Annotated in this window: 16 protein-coding genes and 1 pseudogene; 5 read left to right on the top strand and 12 right to left on the bottom strand. The window is 57.3% G+C overall.

Annotated features, from left to right (window positions below):
• The 3 genes and pseudogenes from CW742_RS00910 to CW742_RS00900 all read left to right on the top strand — a co-directional run.
• Positions 1-534, top strand: a pseudogene (locus CW742_RS00910) (AmmeMemoRadiSam system radical SAM enzyme); the annotation flags it as partial.
• A complete protein-coding gene (locus CW742_RS00905; protein WP_292415538.1) occupies positions 524-1,018 on the top strand; it encodes a Mut7-C RNAse domain-containing protein in 495 nt (164 codons plus the stop codon). The pseudogene CW742_RS00910 and the gene CW742_RS00905, both read left to right, overlap by 11 nt.
• Before the next feature lie 139 nt (positions 1,019-1,157).
• On the top strand, positions 1,158-1,427 hold the full coding sequence (locus CW742_RS00900) for a hypothetical protein (protein ID WP_292415537.1): 270 nt from the start codon (positions 1,158-1,160) through the stop codon (positions 1,425-1,427).
• A 26-nt stretch (positions 1,428-1,453) separates the two neighbouring features.
• Here the strand turns inward: CW742_RS00900 and CW742_RS00895 are convergent, their stop codons facing one another.
• The 12 genes from CW742_RS00895 to CW742_RS00840 form a co-directional block, all read right to left on the bottom strand.
• Entirely contained in the window at positions 1,454-2,143 is a 690-nt protein-coding gene (locus tag CW742_RS00895; RefSeq protein ID WP_292415536.1) for a molybdopterin-dependent oxidoreductase, read from the bottom strand.
• A 61-nt stretch (positions 2,144-2,204) separates the two neighbouring features.
• Positions 2,205-2,984: an alpha/beta fold hydrolase gene (locus tag CW742_RS00890; protein ID WP_292415535.1), complete on the bottom strand. Its 780-nt coding sequence runs from the start codon at positions 2,982-2,984 to the stop codon at positions 2,205-2,207.
• A 60-nt stretch (positions 2,985-3,044) separates the two neighbouring features.
• A complete protein-coding gene (locus CW742_RS00885) occupies positions 3,045-3,563 on the bottom strand; it encodes an NADH-quinone oxidoreductase subunit B family protein (RefSeq protein WP_292415534.1) in 519 nt (172 codons plus the stop codon).
• Positions 3,564-3,575: 12 nt separating this feature from the next.
• The gene (locus tag CW742_RS00880) at positions 3,576-5,156 is read right to left on the bottom strand and encodes an NADH-quinone oxidoreductase subunit C (RefSeq protein WP_292415533.1); all 1,581 of its coding nucleotides are present in this window, start codon (positions 5,154-5,156) and stop codon (positions 3,576-3,578) included.
• Positions 5,156-6,637: a proton-conducting transporter membrane subunit gene (locus CW742_RS00875; protein WP_292415532.1), complete on the bottom strand. Its 1,482-nt coding sequence runs from the start codon at positions 6,635-6,637 to the stop codon at positions 5,156-5,158. The genes CW742_RS00880 and CW742_RS00875 overlap by 1 nt, the downstream gene beginning before the upstream one ends.
• Positions 6,634-7,326: a hydrogenase subunit gene (locus CW742_RS00870; RefSeq protein ID WP_292415531.1), complete on the bottom strand. Its 693-nt coding sequence runs from the start codon at positions 7,324-7,326 to the stop codon at positions 6,634-6,636. Before CW742_RS00870 ends, CW742_RS00875 begins: the two co-directional genes overlap by 4 nt.
• Positions 7,323-8,264: a respiratory chain complex I subunit 1 family protein gene (locus tag CW742_RS00865; RefSeq protein ID WP_292415530.1), complete on the bottom strand. Its 942-nt coding sequence runs from the start codon at positions 8,262-8,264 to the stop codon at positions 7,323-7,325. Before CW742_RS00865 ends, CW742_RS00870 begins: the two co-directional genes overlap by 4 nt.
• A complete protein-coding gene (locus CW742_RS00860; protein WP_292415529.1) occupies positions 8,261-10,198 on the bottom strand; it encodes a proton-conducting transporter membrane subunit in 1,938 nt (645 codons plus the stop codon). Before CW742_RS00860 ends, CW742_RS00865 begins: the two co-directional genes overlap by 4 nt.
• Positions 10,199-10,599: 401 nt before the next feature.
• Positions 10,600-10,947 carry a hypothetical protein gene (locus CW742_RS00855; protein ID WP_292415528.1) on the bottom strand — a complete coding sequence of 116 codons (348 nt, stop codon included), beginning with the start codon at positions 10,945-10,947 and terminating at the stop codon, positions 10,600-10,602.
• A 119-nt stretch (positions 10,948-11,066) separates the two neighbouring features.
• Positions 11,067-11,597: a ferredoxin-thioredoxin reductase catalytic domain-containing protein gene (locus CW742_RS00850; RefSeq protein ID WP_292415527.1), complete on the bottom strand. Its 531-nt coding sequence runs from the start codon at positions 11,595-11,597 to the stop codon at positions 11,067-11,069.
• The gene (locus tag CW742_RS00845) at positions 11,594-11,869 is read right to left on the bottom strand and encodes a glutaredoxin family protein (protein ID WP_292415526.1); all 276 of its coding nucleotides are present in this window, start codon (positions 11,867-11,869) and stop codon (positions 11,594-11,596) included. Before CW742_RS00845 ends, CW742_RS00850 begins: the two co-directional genes overlap by 4 nt.
• 112 nt (positions 11,870-11,981) lie before the next feature.
• Positions 11,982-12,479: a ferritin-like domain-containing protein gene (locus CW742_RS00840; protein WP_292415525.1), complete on the bottom strand. Its 498-nt coding sequence runs from the start codon at positions 12,477-12,479 to the stop codon at positions 11,982-11,984.
• A gap of 191 nt (positions 12,480-12,670) precedes the next feature.
• On the opposite strand from CW742_RS00840, the gene carA reads away from it, so the two are divergent.
• Entirely contained in the window at positions 12,671-13,726 is a 1,056-nt protein-coding gene (gene carA, locus CW742_RS00835) for a glutamine-hydrolyzing carbamoyl-phosphate synthase small subunit (RefSeq protein ID WP_292415524.1), read from the top strand.
• Positions 13,726-14,858, top strand: a 1,133-nt coding sequence (gene carB, locus CW742_RS00830) for a carbamoyl-phosphate synthase large subunit (RefSeq protein WP_292415523.1), incomplete at its 3' end; no start/stop codon positions are given. The genes carA and carB, both read left to right, overlap by 1 nt.

The following is a 14,858-nucleotide window of genomic DNA, read 5'->3' as shown; positions in this document are numbered from 1 at the left end:
ACCGAAGAGGCACTGCGCGAACTAGCCCCCATGCTTGGAGCATATCGCGTGGATATCAAGGCGTTCACGGACGATTTCTACAAAAAAGTCTGCGGGGCTCATCTCCAGCCGGTGCTCGATTCCGCCGTGCTTGCCCGCGAACTGGGCATGCATATCGAGACCGTGACGCTCGTCATCCCGGGCCTGAATGACAGCATGGAAGAGCAGGAAGCTCTCATCCGCTGGGTGATCGAACACCTCGGCCCCGACACCCCCATGCACTTTTCGGCGTTTCATCCGGATTACCAGATGACCGACCGGGGCGGGACACCGGTTGCCACCCTCGAGAAGATCTACGAGAAGGCAAAAGCGCTCGGGCTTCACTACCCGTATCTTGGCAATGTTTATCACCACCGGTACGAAAACACCTGTTGTCCGTCCTGCGGGGCCACCCTTATCGAGCGGCAGGGATTCTCCAGCAAGCCTGTCGGCCTTGACGGAACCCAGTGCAGCAAATGCGGAGAGAATATTGCGGTCGTGACCCATGCCGGTTGAAAGCCAGAACGATACCCGGTTCATAGCAGACAGGATGCTTGGCACCCTGACACGCTACCTCCGGTTCATGGGCTACGACACCGAGAGCGCAAACTCCCTTGAGGAAGGAAACAAAAAAGAGGACACGCTCCTCCTCGGAATGGCGCGGGAGCAGCACCGCATCCTCCTGACCCGGGACGCTGAACTTGCACGGCGCGCACAGGAGCAGGCCATTTATCTTCGGTCCGAGGATGTCATGGAGCAGGTGCAGCAACTGATCGATTACCGGGTCATCGAGCGCCGGCTGACCCTGAGCCGGTGCTCGCGCTGTAACACGACACTTCGCGAAGCAAACACCTGCGAGATCGAGCGGACCGATTACGCCCCCCGCGACTGGCGGAACACACGGTTCTACTGGTGCGATCGGTGCCATAAACTGTACTGGAACGGCTCGCACGGCAGGCAGCTGGAAACGAGGATCGGAAAAGAACTGACTGACTGTTAGCGCACCATGTGAGAACAAAAAACAAGGCTGGCACTTCTTCTCAGATATCCTACAACCCTCCCCTCTTGGGCTTTTTGCACTGCCCGATCCCATAGCATGATATTCTCCTGGTACACTATGCACTGATCGGGAGAAGCATATGAACAGGAATGTTATACGGTGGGGGATCGATCTTGTGATGGGGTGTGTGTTTGCGGTCAGCATCATGACCGGGCTCATCAAGCTGACGGTACTCCTGCGGCTTTTCGGGCCAAACCACCTTATCCTGCCGACAGCCCGTATTTCAGATATTCACGATGGGGCCGGAGTTATCCTCGGTCTATGCGTCTGCCTGCACCTGTTCATGAACCGCCACTGGATCATCACCATGACCCGTCAGGTCCTGAAGGGCAAAGTTATTGGGGATTGAAGCATACGGGGGTCGCAATGGCAGGATCACTTCTCTGAAATACTGCCACTCAGTGCCCCATCATTCGAGAACCCCCGCTGCTCCCAGTAACCCCGGTAGGTCGGGTCATCTGAAAGTTCGATCTTCTCGATCCACTTGATCCACTTATATCCCCACTTGTCCTCGGCAACGAGTTGGAACGGGTATCCTCTCTCGGGAGGGAGGGTGACCGCGTTCATCCGGAATGCCATGAGGATCTCGCGCTGCCGGAAGTATGACAGGGGAAATGATGTCGTGTACCCGTCATGGGCTGTGAAAATGACCGTGTTAGCCCGGGAATCGATCCCTGCATCGTCAAGCAGGTCAGATACCCGCACACCCTCCCACAGGATCGAAACGGCCCAGCCCTCGACGCAGTATAGCGTTACGACTTTCGTGAAGTGAGGATATCGTCCGAGGACCTCATCATACGTATAGGCAAGGGTCCGGTTGGTGAGCCCGGTCACGGTCAGCCGGTAATTGTTGATATCAACATGCTGTGGGCCGGCAATGGAGTTTTCCCGGAAATCGTTGATCGATGAGAGGTCCTTTCCTTCATAGGAGCGCACTTCCACGGGGGCGAGAGCAGATGGTGACGGGGAGACAAAACTCCATGAGGGTATGCCTATCACAAGTACTGCAATGAGTCCAGCTGCCACCAGGACGAGAACAAGGATAAGGACCCTGCTTGTGTTCATGAAGAGGGGATAGCAGTCCCGGCTCTAAAAAGATCGTATTGGGGCAGAAACGGGAATACCATCAGATCGCTTCGACAAGTACCTTGTAGAACTTCTCGGAGGCACTCCTCTCGATCCACGGGCGGTGGCCGCACTTCTCAAGGAGGATGAACTCAAAATCCGGCAGGGCTTTTGACAACGGACCGTTCACCCCATCGGCCGGGTGGGGGTCCCAGTCGCCGTGGATCGCAACAACCGGGCACCGGATCTCCCGGGACATGTGGAGGATCGCCTGCTTCCTCCGCAGTTCAGCTGCCTCGTCCCAGACACCCCGGAAGACATCGTACTGGCAGTGGAAGCCCTCATCCGGCACATTGGCCGTGTCGTAGGCGTCGGCACGGGCAAGGAGGGTACCGAGTTCTGCGAGGAGCGCGTTCTTGCCGGCTTCGGTGGTCCCGTCAAGCCCTTCGATAAGCATATTCACCCGGTCGCGGTCCGTTTTTTTAAGGCGGGCCATCCGTGTTCTGGTGATGGACGCGGCATGCTCCTCCTCGAACGGGGGGCATCCCACAAGGATCAGTTTTTTCACCTGCTCGGGATACCGGGCGGCAAGCATCCACGAGAGAAACGCACCCCACGAAAAGCCGACCAGGGTGACAGGGAGCATCCCATACTGCGACAGGACCGACCGGAGCTCCTGCACCTGTCCTTCGAGCGTTGTCTCGGTCTGGAAGGGTTCGAGGACGCCTGCTACCGATGACAACTCGCGGGCAACCGGGGCCATCTCGCCCGGTGCTCCCGGCCCACCGTGGATCACTGCGACGGTATAGGGCCCGGGCCCCCATTTCCTTACCGGCTTCATTGCACGTACCGGTTATCGTGCGGGTGTAATAAAATGTCCTTGGGGGGATGTCTCAAGACATCAGCGGGTTTTACCGGCGTTGTTCATCAGCGCGAGCAGGCCGGTCAGAATCTCCTTTGGGGCTGGCGGATTGCCCGGGATCTTCAGGTCAACCGGAAAGACCTTCTCCGCACCACCGAGCACGGCGTACGAACCGGCAAAGATCCCGCCGTCGCAGGCATCGTCGCCCACAGCCACCACGAACTTCGGCGATGGCATTGCTTCGTAGGTCTTTTTTGCCGCTGCCGCCATGTTATGGGTCACTGCCCCGGTCACCAGGAGCACATCGGCGTGACGTGGCGAGGCCACGAACGTGATGCCGAACCGCTCGATATCGTAATGCGGGTTTGTGAGATTGTTGATCTCAATCTCGGCTGCATTGTCGCTCCCCGTATCAAGTTCGCGGATCGCGAGGCTCCCGCCAAACACGGCGTCGACCTCGCGGCGGATCTCCCGGCCCAGCGCCTCGATCTCTTCATCCCGCCCAGGGATGTCAGCAGTCACTTTCCTTTTTAGCAGGCAGGATAGCACGTTCACCATTATCGGGTCACCTCACAGGTCTGTCCCCGCGTAGGACAGGTTCAGGCTCTTGTTGATGAGCGGGAAGTCCGGGACGATCTCGCCCTGTACGGCATGCTCAATGGCCAGCCAGTTGCAGTACGAGGCGGTCCGTACCTTGTAGCGTTCGACAACACCATTCCGGATCCAGAGCCAGCAGAGGCTCTGGCCCCGTGCAGATTCCACGAGAGAGAGGGCATAACCATCCTTTGCATCACAGGCCACCCGTACCGGCCCGTCTGGCAGGGCGTTAAGCAGCCGCTCGATCAGGTCAAGCGAATCCAGGATCTCGGATGCCCTGACCGTGAACCGGGAGAGCACGTCACCGTCATGCAGCACCCGTACGGTCGGGAGATGGCGGGCATAGATGCCGTAGGGATGATCGACCCGCACATCACCGTTCGCCCCGGACGCCCTGGCTGTCGGACCGGTGATGTTGAGCGGCCGGAGGATCGATCTCCGTACCACTCCTGTCGGCGAGAAGCGATCGATGACGGATGCTGTCGAGAGCACGATCTTCAGGCCTGTGCGGTACCGCTTCCGGACCTGCCGGACAAACTGCCCAAGCGCCACCAGGTCCTCTGTGCGGATATCGCGGGAGATCCCCCCGGGCACAACCATCCCTCGCAGGAACCGCGAGCCGGCAAGGAGGTCGTTCATCCGGAACACCTCCTCCCGGATCACCGCAAACTGGCTGGCCCCGAGCGGGAAGGCCACGTCCACGAGCATGCCGGCCTGGTCCCCGAGATGCGAACCGATCCGCTCGAGTTCCATCAAGATTGTGCGCAGGGCCCAGGCCCGGTCCGGCACGTGCATTCCCGCAATCTTCTCCACGGCATTACAGAAAGCAACGGTATTTGCCACGGACTCGTCCCCGCTGACCGCTTCGGCAATGCGGACCACTTCATCTGCGGGCTTGCCCTCCGCCAGCTTCTCGATCCCGCGGTGCTTGTAGAACATCCTGACCTCAAGGTTGAAGATTTTCTCGCCGATCACGCTGAACCGGAAATGCCCCGGCTCGATGATACCGGCATGGACCGGGCCGACCGGAATCTGGTACACGCCATCTCCCTGCACATTCCGGAAGGGATACTCCTCGGATGGTTCCACTGACGATTTCATGATCGGAGGTACGTTCCTGACATCCTTTTTCAAAGGATGGTAATCATCAGGATAGGTCTCGTGGAGCAGGAGCCTACGCTCATCAAATGATCCTTGGAATGTAATACCGAAACCGTCCCGACAGTCCCGTTCGGACCAGCAGGCCGAGGGCAGGAGCCGGGCAATGGACGGGGCGGACTGCGCAGTGTCAAGAACAACGACAAGGAGGACGCCTTTTTTCTCAAAGATATACAGGAGGGAGAACGGTGCGCCGGGCGAGAAGCGTTCGGTGCAGATGAGCCCGATCAGCGCACACTCGCGGGCAGCAAGGGATGTGACAAGCGGCAGGAACTCCGTTTCATTCACAAGGAGATACCATTCGCCATTACATCCTTCTTTGACCTGTCCTGAAAGCGCGCCTAGCCCCAGCAGTTCGCGTACCGTACGTTTCCCCATGCTCTCCTCTGCAACCATCAGAACATCAGCTCCGCGACAATCTGGTTCAGGAACGCCACTTCTCCCGACGTGATGACCGTCCCGAGGATGAGGGTCAGGACCAGCAGGACGATGACAGGAAGGTTCATACCGGCAGGGGTCTGGTAACGGACAATCTCTGCGTGTGCCCCGGAACCGGATACCTGTGTGAATGTGCGGATCACAAAATACCCGAATGCCCCGGCAGCGATGAAGAGCAGGACGAGAAGGATGACCAGGGCAACAGGTGAGAAGCCTGCCAGCTGGACCAGGAGGAAGAACTTCGAGAGGAAGATCGGGAAGAGCGGCATCCCGGTGATGGCAAGACCGCCAAGGACGATACCCCATGCCGCAACCGGCTGGAGGGTGAAGACATCCCGCATATCGTCCACCGCATCAGGGGAGAGCGTGCTGTGGTACTGTCGGTGGAGGATCCCTGCCGAGAAGAAGAGGCCGGCTTTCGTGAATGCGTGGGCCATCACATGGAAGAGTACCCAGAAGAGGGCAAGGGGGGTTGCCACCGCGAGCCCGATGAGAAGGATCCCCATGTTCTCGACACTGGAGAACGCGATCAGCTTCTTGAGTTTCTTCTGGGGAAGCATAGACAGGGCCGCGATGAAGACCGTCAGGAGGCCGAAGACCAGGAGCAGGAGCGAGACCGTGGAGACTGCGGTTGTCCGGTGGACGATGGCAAAGACGCGGATGATACCATAGATACCCACGTTCAGGAGGACTCCGGAGAGGATCGCACTCACGGCTGATGGCGCCCGCACATGGGCTTCGGGGAGCCAGGTATGGAAGGGGAAGATCCCCGATTTTGCGGCAAAGCCGATGAAGATGAGGGCGAATGCCGCGATCACCATGCCGGGCGGGAAGGATCCGGCCTGCTGCATCAGGACGGTCCAGTTGAGGGTGCCGGTGCCCACGACGCTCCGCGAGATCTCGAAGAGGAAGATAAGGCCGACGAACGAGAAGAGCATGGAGACCGACGCGATGAAGATGTACTTGATGGCTGCATCGATGTTGTCCCGTGCGTACAGGATCGCGACCAGCATGGCGGAGATGACCGTTGTCAGCTCGGTGAAGATCCAGAAGAGGGCAAGGTTGTCCGAGAAGAATGCAAGGACGATAACCAACAGGAGGAAGGCCCAGGCACCGTAGAAAAGCTTCAGGCTCCCCCGGGAAAGTTCCCGCGCCTCGATCAGGTTCTCAACATACCCCCGGGCATAGACTGCGGCGAGAAGGAAGATGACCGTGGCAATGAGCACTTCGTAGAGGCCCAGATGGTCGATGAAGAAAAACTCGTTCCCGATCGCCAGTGAGGTCATGGGGATCTGCGAGGAAAGGATGAGCCAGACCGATAGTACCAGGAAGATAGCGGCCTCTGCGATACACGCCGAGTTCATCTGGCGATGGGTCCGGCCCAGTGCAATGGCGGCAAGCGCCGCTGCCGCGACAAGGACAAAGGCTGCGAGGATCATGGCCCGTCCTCCGTGTCACCCACAAGATGGAAGCGGTGGAGACGCTGGTGGTACTCTTCGAGCGTGGAATCGAGTCCAACGGTTAAGATCGTGGTTAACATCACGAGGATGACAAGGTCGATGATGATCAGGAACTCGATGATGAACGGGAGCTCGGTGACAAACATCCCAAAGAGCAGCACACCGTTCTCCATCGAGAGGTAGCCAAGGACCTTCGTGATGGCCCGTTTCCGCGAGAACGTGACCATCATCCCCATGAGCATCAGCGAGAGGCCGATGACAGCACCGAAGAAGAAGAGGCTCTCTCTCGCGGGCGTCCCTTCAAGGATATTTGCCAGCGCTATGTAGATGAAGAGGATCAGGGCCATGGAGAGGAGGAGAGAGGTCGTGGGGCTCAGAAAGTGGAACTCAATGTCGCGCCGGATCCGGATCCGTTCCTGGATGCTTGCGATGAAGTAGGGGATGATGAGCACCTTGCTCACAAATGTTACTGCAGCGATCGCTAAGAGGACGGTCGCACCCTCAAGCGACCAGAGGGCAAGCGCCATCAGGACAAGGGTGAGCGACTGGAGGGCGTAGACCGATACCAGCGAGATGAGGTTCCTTGTTGAGATGATGTAGGCTGCCGTAACGATGACAACCGCAAAAAGGATCCGGATCACGGACTGGACAAGCGCAGGATCGATCATGCGAACACCTCGATGATGATGATGAGCGTCGAGAAGAAGAACGCCATGGCAAAGAGGCTCGGGAGGCGGAAGAACCGCATCTTCGCCATCGAGGACTCAAAGAGACCGATGATCCCGGCAAGGACCGTGGCCTTGAGAACAAAGAGGACTGTCGCCACCGCGATCGTGCCAATTGCAAGCGTTGTGGTGAGCCCGAAGGGGACGATGAGGTTGATCAGGAGCGCCATAAGGAGCGTGAGCTTGACAGCGGCCGAGAGTTCCATAAGTGCCAGGTTTTTACCGGACTGCTCCAGGATCATCCCTTCGTGGATCATGGTCAGTTCCAGGTGCGTCTCCGGGTTGTCGACCGGGATCCGCGAAGTCTCGACCACGAGGATGATAAAGAGCGAGATACCCAGCAGGATGAGGGTGGGGGTGGCCGGTGCACCGGCAGCAGCGGATGCGGCAAACATGTCGAAGACATTTAAGGATTTGAAGACAAAGACCAGCGCGGCAAAGACGATGATGGTCGTAGGCTCTATGATGGCCGAGATGCTCATCTCCCGTGAGCTGCCCATCCCGCCAAAGGAACTGCCGGCGTCAAGGCCGGCAAGCGCCATGAAGAACCGGGCAAGCGCGAGGAGGTAGAGTAAAAGGATGATATTGCCTATCCCGCCGACCGGCTCGGGAACGAAGACAAGCGGGACGAAGAGTGCAGCAACCAGCACGGCCGCGATACTCACATAGGGCGTCAGCCGCATGACCCACGAGGAGTGCGACGAATACACCGTCTCCTTCTTCAGGAGTTTTGCGAGTGTCAGATAGGTCTGGAAGACGGACGGACCGCTCCTCCCCTGTGCCCAGGCTTTCACTTTTTTGATGATGCTTACAAACAGCGGAGCAATGAGCAACACGGCTGCTGTGTTGAGGACTAAGTACAGGCCAAAAGCAAGGTTCATGCCAGCCACCCCAGAAAGACGATGACCGCGATCACGGCGCAGAAGACATAGAGGAGGTACGTATCAAGGCACCCGCTCTGGAACCGGGAGACCGTCTCCGCGGCTGCATACGAAGCCCGTGCAACGGGCAGGTACAGGTATTCCTCGAAAACTTTGATGAGCTGGATCCCGGCCCTGCCTTCGGCAAAGATGCAGTTCTTCTGGTCAAAGAACGTGCGTTCGTTCTTCATCTTTGTCCGGTACACGGTGGAGAAGATGATGTCGATGGGTTCCGAGAAACCGTGGCCGGAGTATTCCATGGCCGGCTGCTGCGAGAGCGTCCCGCACCCCCATGTTCCGGTAACCCGCACGTCCCGGGATGCCGTAAAGAAGAGGGCCGCAAACGTGAGCACGAGCATGGCGAGCAGGAGCAGCCCGACAAGGAACAGGTCGGGCATCGGCACGGCAAAACCGGTAAGGTGGAATATCTGGGCGGCAAAGAGGCCAAGGAGGACACAGGCCGATGCAAGGAGCGCCGGGCCAAGCAGCATGAGGAAGGGCACCTCTTCTGACCTGCCACTTTCCGGAGAGCGGGGGAGCGCTAAAAAGACCGAGCCGAACGCCTTGACAAAACAGGCAGCCGAGAGCGCGCTCGTCAGGGCAAAGAGGCCCAGGCAGAGGAAGAGCAGCACCTTGAAAAGCGGGTCTGCTACCGCAATGGAGGAGAAGAACGAGATGAACAGCAACACTTCGCTCGCAAATCCGTTCAGCGGGGGGAGGGCCGCGATGGCAAGCGCGCCAACGAAGAACAGCCCGGCCGTGGTGGGCATCCGGTGGATGAGTCCACCCATCCGCTCGATGTCCCGCGTGTGCGTGGCGTGGACGACGGAACCTGCCGTGAGGAAGAGGAGGCTCTTGAACAGGGCGTGGTTGAGGGCATGGAAGAGTGCGGAGAGCAGGCTGATCAGGGCAAGATCCGGAAGATGATAACTAGAGAAGATCACGTACAGGCCGATACCCATGAAGATGATGCCGGTGTTCTCGATGCTGCTGTAGGCGAGCATGGCCTTGATATCGTACTCCTTCAGGGCATAGATGATCCCAAGGACTGCCGTTGCCGTGCCCATGACAAGGATGAGTATCCCCCACCAGAGATCGGGAGAGAACACATCCAGCAGGAAACGGAGAAGCCCATATACCGCGATCTTGAGCATCACGCCGGACATGAGGGCCGATATCGGCGTCGGACTCGCGGGGTGGGCATAGGGGAGCCACTTGTGGAAAGGGATGATACCGGCCTTGATGGAGAAACCGATAAGAAGGGCAACAAACGCAATGGCCGAGACGGGTGAGACGCCGGTCGGTGCCATGGCAAAGGAGCCGGTCTGGCTGAACAGGAGCACAATGCCCAGAAGGACAAAGAGCGTCGAGAGCTGAGTCATCACGAAATAGAAGAGCCCCGCTTTTCTTGTTGCGGCACGGGAGTAGTCGTACATTACGAGAAGGAACGAGCACCCTGCCATCAGCTCCCAGAAGACAAGGAAGGAGAAGGTGTTGGCGGAAGCCACCACAAGAACCATGGAGAGGATGAACAGGTTCGTGCAGGCTGACAGGAGATTCCTGCGCAAGCCACCTTCAAGGTGCTCGTTGTATTCTGCCGCATACAGGGCAACGCATGCCGACACCACGGATATCAGGAGCAGGAAGAAGGCGGAGAGCCGGTCGATGGTAAACGAGAGGGAAAGGCCGGCAACCGGCTGGTACGCAGTCCAGGTAACGTCGTTGCCGGTAAGGAGGAGAAAGAGCGAGATGGCCCCGAGGAGAACAGATCCGGCGATAGTACAAAGGTGCGATCCGGCCCGGAAGATTCGGCGGTCCTGCCATGCGCCGGCAAGGGGCAGGAAGATCCCGAGAACAAAGATACCAAGAGAGATGATGAAGAGCCCGTCGATCATGATACGATCACCAGGACCCCGGAGGCTGTGGCGATCTCGTCATGAACCGCAGGGCACAATTCAGAAAGAATCCCCGACATTGTAAGATGTTGCTGATACCGATCCATTGAGATCATCGCGGATATGAATTAAATGAATTTTTACAGATATGAATTTAACACGATTATTGCTCAAACATTAAATAACTGGAGGGCAAAAGGGCAGGAAGAACACAACAATTCGGCAGGGTACGGAAACCGGGGGCAACCAGAAATGCCAGCAAAAACGAAAAATTTTGCCCCGTTTGCGAAAAAGGTGGAAAAATGAGGGTATTTTATGAGGTGCGCGCTATGGCACCGACGGGATCAGAGCGTGCTATGATGCGAAGCAGCAGAGGAAGCTGATGAAAATCCCGGGGATTTTCATACCAGCGCTTTTTCAATCTCTGCCTTTGTACGGTCAAGGACGATCCGGCCGATCTTCGTTACTCTGCCATTGACCAGGATCATGGGGATGGGCGGGTGCTCGCGCTCGATAATTTCCCTGATATATACCGGGGTTCCGTCATCAAGGAGGGTCAGTTTCGTCTCCACGCGGTCGCCATACGCTGCTTTCAGGGCATTTGCAAGCGCCTGGAAGGCAGCGACCAGCGTTCCGGATTTGAAGCATTCTTCAAGGCCGCAGGTACGGTCATCGTCACAGGGAAAGGGGGAGCACTCCGAGTTTTTCAGGCCGACAACTTCGACCGTTACGGTTCCTGCCATGCCCATGATCTTTGCGGGAAAAGTATAAGAGAATGTTCAAACGGGTATCGTACCCCGGAAACCTGCGGAAGAGATGCTCCCCCATCTTCACTTTCCTGTAACGGGGAGGCAAGGAGACAAAAAAATTACAGGAACCGTTCGAACCGTTCTTTTTTTGCCTTGCAGACCGGGCAGATGCCCGGGGGCTGATCACGTGCACAGAGATAGCCGCAGACCTTGCAGCGCCAGACCGGGAACGGAAGGCTCCCGAAAGTCGCCCCTCCTCCCACTGCAACCGTCTGGACAGCACGCTCCTTCATCGTTCCCCTCTGCGAGCGGGGCGGGCGGCGTTCGGGAACAGGGGCCACCTTCCGCGTGCCGTCTGCGATTGCCTCGTTGACGTACAGGGCGCAGTAGCAGGCACCGTGCTCCTCGATATCCGAATCCCGGTAATCGCAGGGGCAGACGATGTCAAGATCCTCCTCCTTCTTCCCGGAAGCCAGCCGGCAGGGACAGGCCCGGTAAGCGTAACGCTGTTCGTTCTTCAGGAGACCACGGATAAGGTTTTTCACGAACTCCGCATCCGGATTAAGGCGGTATCCCCCATCCATGGCATCCTTCCGGAGAGCATCGTATGCCCGGTCAACATCCTGCTCGTTGATGCCGGTGAAGGTCATTGTCCAAGAGCCTCCCGGATCTCCTGCTCGCGGAACCCGACAATGGCTTTTTCATTGTTGATGACGAGTGTGGGGAAAGAGCCGGCCGGGTTGAACTTCTCTACTCGGTTCATCGCGTCATCCTGCTCTTTCCCGTCCAGGAGGTCGACAAAGGTATAATCGAACGCCACTCCCATTTCACGGAGGAGTTCCTTGGTCTTCTGGCACCACCCGCACGTGGAGAGCGCGTACAGCACAACGTTTCCTTTGTCCGTTCCGTTAACGTGTTCCATGAAACCTGGTCTCCCTCTGTTGCATGATGGGAAATTGAGGCAGATAGTATTTATACCCGGGGATAGTGCGCCGGTTATACGAAAAATACAAAAAATGGTTGAGGAGTGATCCTCACTTCTTTTTCATGATGATCTCGACATCCTCCAGGAGAGCCTGGAGGTCTTCCTCGTGCTCGACCTCCTGCGAGAGGATAGTAAGGAGGATGTTGTAGGTGACCGGGTCCTTGTCCTTTGTCTTCTTCATCAGGGAGTTATACGTCTTGATGGCGCACTGTTCGCCTTTGATGTTCTGCTCTAAGATCTTCACGATAAACGGATCGTCTGGTGCATCGTACCCGCAATTGGTGAACGTATACCAGTCCTGCGGCTTTGTGATAGGAGTGCCCCCGAGCTGGATAATGCGGGTCGTAAGCAGGGTTGCGTGGTTCAGTTCCTCGGTCGCATGGAGCGTGAGTTCGCTGATGACTGCTTCCTTGTTGGGGCCCTTAACGACCTTGGATCCTATCCAGTACTGGTAGTAGGCGAGCCATTCATCGCAATAGGCCTTGTTGAGCAGGTTTACAATCTCCTTTACGTCACTTCCGACTATCTTCTGTCCGATTGTTCCCATACTGATTCACCTCTGTTCCTTTGTGGTAACAATGCAATATCGGAAGCCATCCTTTAAATGGGTATCCGAACCGGCATCATACAGTCCCCCAAGCCGTTTCCCGCCAGGTGGCAACAGGAAACCGCATACAACTGCACTATCGTTAATAACCTTTCAGGCAAATCTACTATGGAAATTCTGGTGGGGTACGCATGAAGGCAGTTCTGGGTCTTGAGGATGGTCAGTTCGTTGTTGGAGATGGATTCGGTGTTGAAGGCGAATGTTGTGGCGAACTTGTCTTCAACACCCTCATGACCGGATATATGGAGGCACTCTCCGATCCCAGTTATACCGGCCAGATCCTGATGTTCACGTTCCCGACAATCGGGAATTACGGTGTTGATGGGCAGAATATGCAGAGCCAGAGCACAAAGGCCCTTGGGGCCGTCTGCCGCGAGATCTGCGATGCCCCTGATTCACGACCGACAATCCGTGAATACTTTGAACAGAAGAAACTCCTTGGTATTTCGGGTGTCGATACCCGCAGCCTCACCATCAAGACCCGCGTCCACGGGACTATGCGTGCCGCGCTGGTTGTGGGCAGTGATGACAGCGAGTATGCCGTGAAACTGGCAAAGAAGACCCCCTCGATCTCAGAGTGTGTCCCAATCCCCGAGGTCTCATGCAAGGCGCCCTACCGCATTCCCGGAAAAGGGAAACGCGTTGCCATCATCGACCTGGGCCTTAAGACCAATATTCTTACCAGCCTTACGCGGAGAAAAGGGGATCTCTACATCTTCCCCCATGATGTTAGCCATGACGAGGTTTTCGGATGCGAGCCCGACTGCCTCTTCATCACCAACGGACCGGGTGACCCGAAAGTTGCGACAAAGACCATCGCAACCGTCAAAAAATGTATCGGGGAGCTCCCCATTTTCGGGATCTGCATGGGCAACCAGATCTCAGCTCTCGCCCTGGGTGGAGACACGTTCAAGATGAAATTCGGGCACCGTGGTGCCAACCAGCCGGTCAAGTATCACGATGGGAGGATCTTCATCACCACCCAGAACCACGGGTTTGCCGTTGACGCGGACTCGCTGCCCGAGGGGTGCGAGATCACCTTTGTCAATGCCAACGACGGTTCGGTCGAAGGGTTCGAGAACGAGGATCTGCGGATCAACTGTGTCCAGTTCCATCCCGAGGCCCATGCCGGTCCCCAGGACACGGAATGTCACTATTTTGACGGGGTCTTCAGGAGGCTCGGATAATGCCCCGGAAGCAGCATATCAAAAAGGTCCTGATCATCGGGTCGGGCCCCATCCAGATCGGGCAGGCCGCAGAGTTCGATTTCTCGGGCAGCCAGGCGTGCCGGGCAATGAAGGAAGAGGGTGTCAGGGTCGTCCTCGTTAACTCGAATCCCGCCACCATCCAGACCGATCCGGGCATGGCCGATGCCATTTATATCGAACCTCTCCGCTCCGACATTATCGCCAGGATTATTGAGAAGGAGAAGCCAGACGGGATCCTCTCCGGCATGGGCGGGCAGACTGGCCTCAACATGACCGCTGAACTCGCCGAAAAAGGGGCACTGAAAAATGTCGAGATCCTGGGAACACCATTGGAAGCGATCTACAAGGGCGAGGACCGGGAAAAGTTCCGGGCTCTTATGCAGGAGATCAGAGAGCCGGTGCCAAAAAGCATCATCCTTACCGGGCTCAACCAGATCGACGAGGCCATTACTGCCATAGGCCTTCCGGCAGTCGTCAGGCCGGCCTACACGCTGGGCGGCGCAGGGGGTGGGATTGCCCATACCCGCGAAGAACTCACGAGGATCGTGGAACTGGGTCTCTCGCGCTCGCGGATCCACCAGGTCCTGATCGAAGAGAGCGTTCTCGGCTGGAAGGAGATCGAGTTTGAGGTGATGCGGGACTCAGCTGACACCTGTATCATCATCTGTGGTATGGAGAATATCGATCCCATGGGCATCCATACCGGGGAGAGCGTTGTCGTTGCCCCCATCCTTACCCTTCGCGATGACGAGTTCCAGATGATGCGCAGTGCGGCAATCAAGATTATCCGGGCGCTTGATGTCCAGGGGGGCTGCAATATCCAGTTCGCGTTCCGGAACGGGGACTACCGTGTCATCGAAGTGAACCCGCGGGTTTCCCGCTCTTCAGCCCTGGCATCCAAGGCAACCGGTTATCCAATCGCACGGGTTTCGGCAAAGATCGCAATCGGGCTCCGGCTGGACGAGATCACCAACACGGTCACCGGCTGCACACCCGCATCGTTTGAACCAGCCATCGATTACATTGTTGTTAAAGTGCCCCGCTGGCCATTTCACAAGTTCAAAGGCGCTGACAGAACACTCGCTACTGCAATGAAGAGCACCGGGGAGGT

Source organism: Methanoregula sp., from assembly GCF_002835825.1.
Classification (GTDB): domain Archaea; phylum Halobacteriota; class Methanomicrobia; order Methanomicrobiales; family Methanospirillaceae; genus Methanoregula.
The sequence above is the reverse complement of the archived record's forward strand: the minus strand, read 5'-3'. Positions and strand labels throughout refer to the sequence as shown.

Excerpts from the sequence above, each read along its gene's own strand:
- CW742_RS00905 (WP_292415538.1), top strand. The coding sequence starts at position 524 with ATGCCGGTTGAAAGCCAGAACGATACCCGGTTCATAGCAGACAGGATG.
- CW742_RS00900 (WP_292415537.1), top strand. The coding sequence starts at position 1,158 with ATGAACAGGAATGTTATACGGTGGGGGATCGATCTTGTGATGGGGTGT.
- CW742_RS00895 (WP_292415536.1), bottom strand. The coding sequence starts at position 2,143 with ATGAACACAAGCAGGGTCCTTATCCTTGTTCTCGTCCTGGTGGCAGCT.
- CW742_RS00890 (WP_292415535.1), bottom strand. The coding sequence starts at position 2,984 with ATGAAGCCGGTAAGGAAATGGGGGCCCGGGCCCTATACCGTCGCAGTG.
- CW742_RS00885 (WP_292415534.1), bottom strand. The coding sequence starts at position 3,563 with ATGGTGAACGTGCTATCCTGCCTGCTAAAAAGGAAAGTGACTGCTGAC.
- CW742_RS00880 (WP_292415533.1), bottom strand. The coding sequence starts at position 5,156 with ATGGTTGCAGAGGAGAGCATGGGGAAACGTACGGTACGCGAACTGCTG.
- CW742_RS00875 (WP_292415532.1), bottom strand. The coding sequence starts at position 6,637 with ATGATCCTCGCAGCCTTTGTCCTTGTCGCGGCAGCGGCGCTTGCCGCC.
- CW742_RS00870 (WP_292415531.1), bottom strand. The coding sequence starts at position 7,326 with ATGATCGATCCTGCGCTTGTCCAGTCCGTGATCCGGATCCTTTTTGCG.
- CW742_RS00865 (WP_292415530.1), bottom strand. The coding sequence starts at position 8,264 with ATGAACCTTGCTTTTGGCCTGTACTTAGTCCTCAACACAGCAGCCGTG.
- CW742_RS00860 (WP_292415529.1), bottom strand. The coding sequence starts at position 10,198 with ATGATCGACGGGCTCTTCATCATCTCTCTTGGTATCTTTGTTCTCGGG.
- CW742_RS00855 (WP_292415528.1), bottom strand. The coding sequence starts at position 10,947 with ATGGGCATGGCAGGAACCGTAACGGTCGAAGTTGTCGGCCTGAAAAAC.
- CW742_RS00850 (WP_292415527.1), bottom strand. The coding sequence starts at position 11,597 with ATGACCTTCACCGGCATCAACGAGCAGGATGTTGACCGGGCATACGAT.
- CW742_RS00845 (WP_292415526.1), bottom strand. The coding sequence starts at position 11,869 with ATGGAACACGTTAACGGAACGGACAAAGGAAACGTTGTGCTGTACGCG.
- CW742_RS00840 (WP_292415525.1), bottom strand. The coding sequence starts at position 12,479 with ATGGGAACAATCGGACAGAAGATAGTCGGAAGTGACGTAAAGGAGATT.
- carA (WP_292415524.1), top strand. The coding sequence starts at position 12,671 with ATGAAGGCAGTTCTGGGTCTTGAGGATGGTCAGTTCGTTGTTGGAGAT.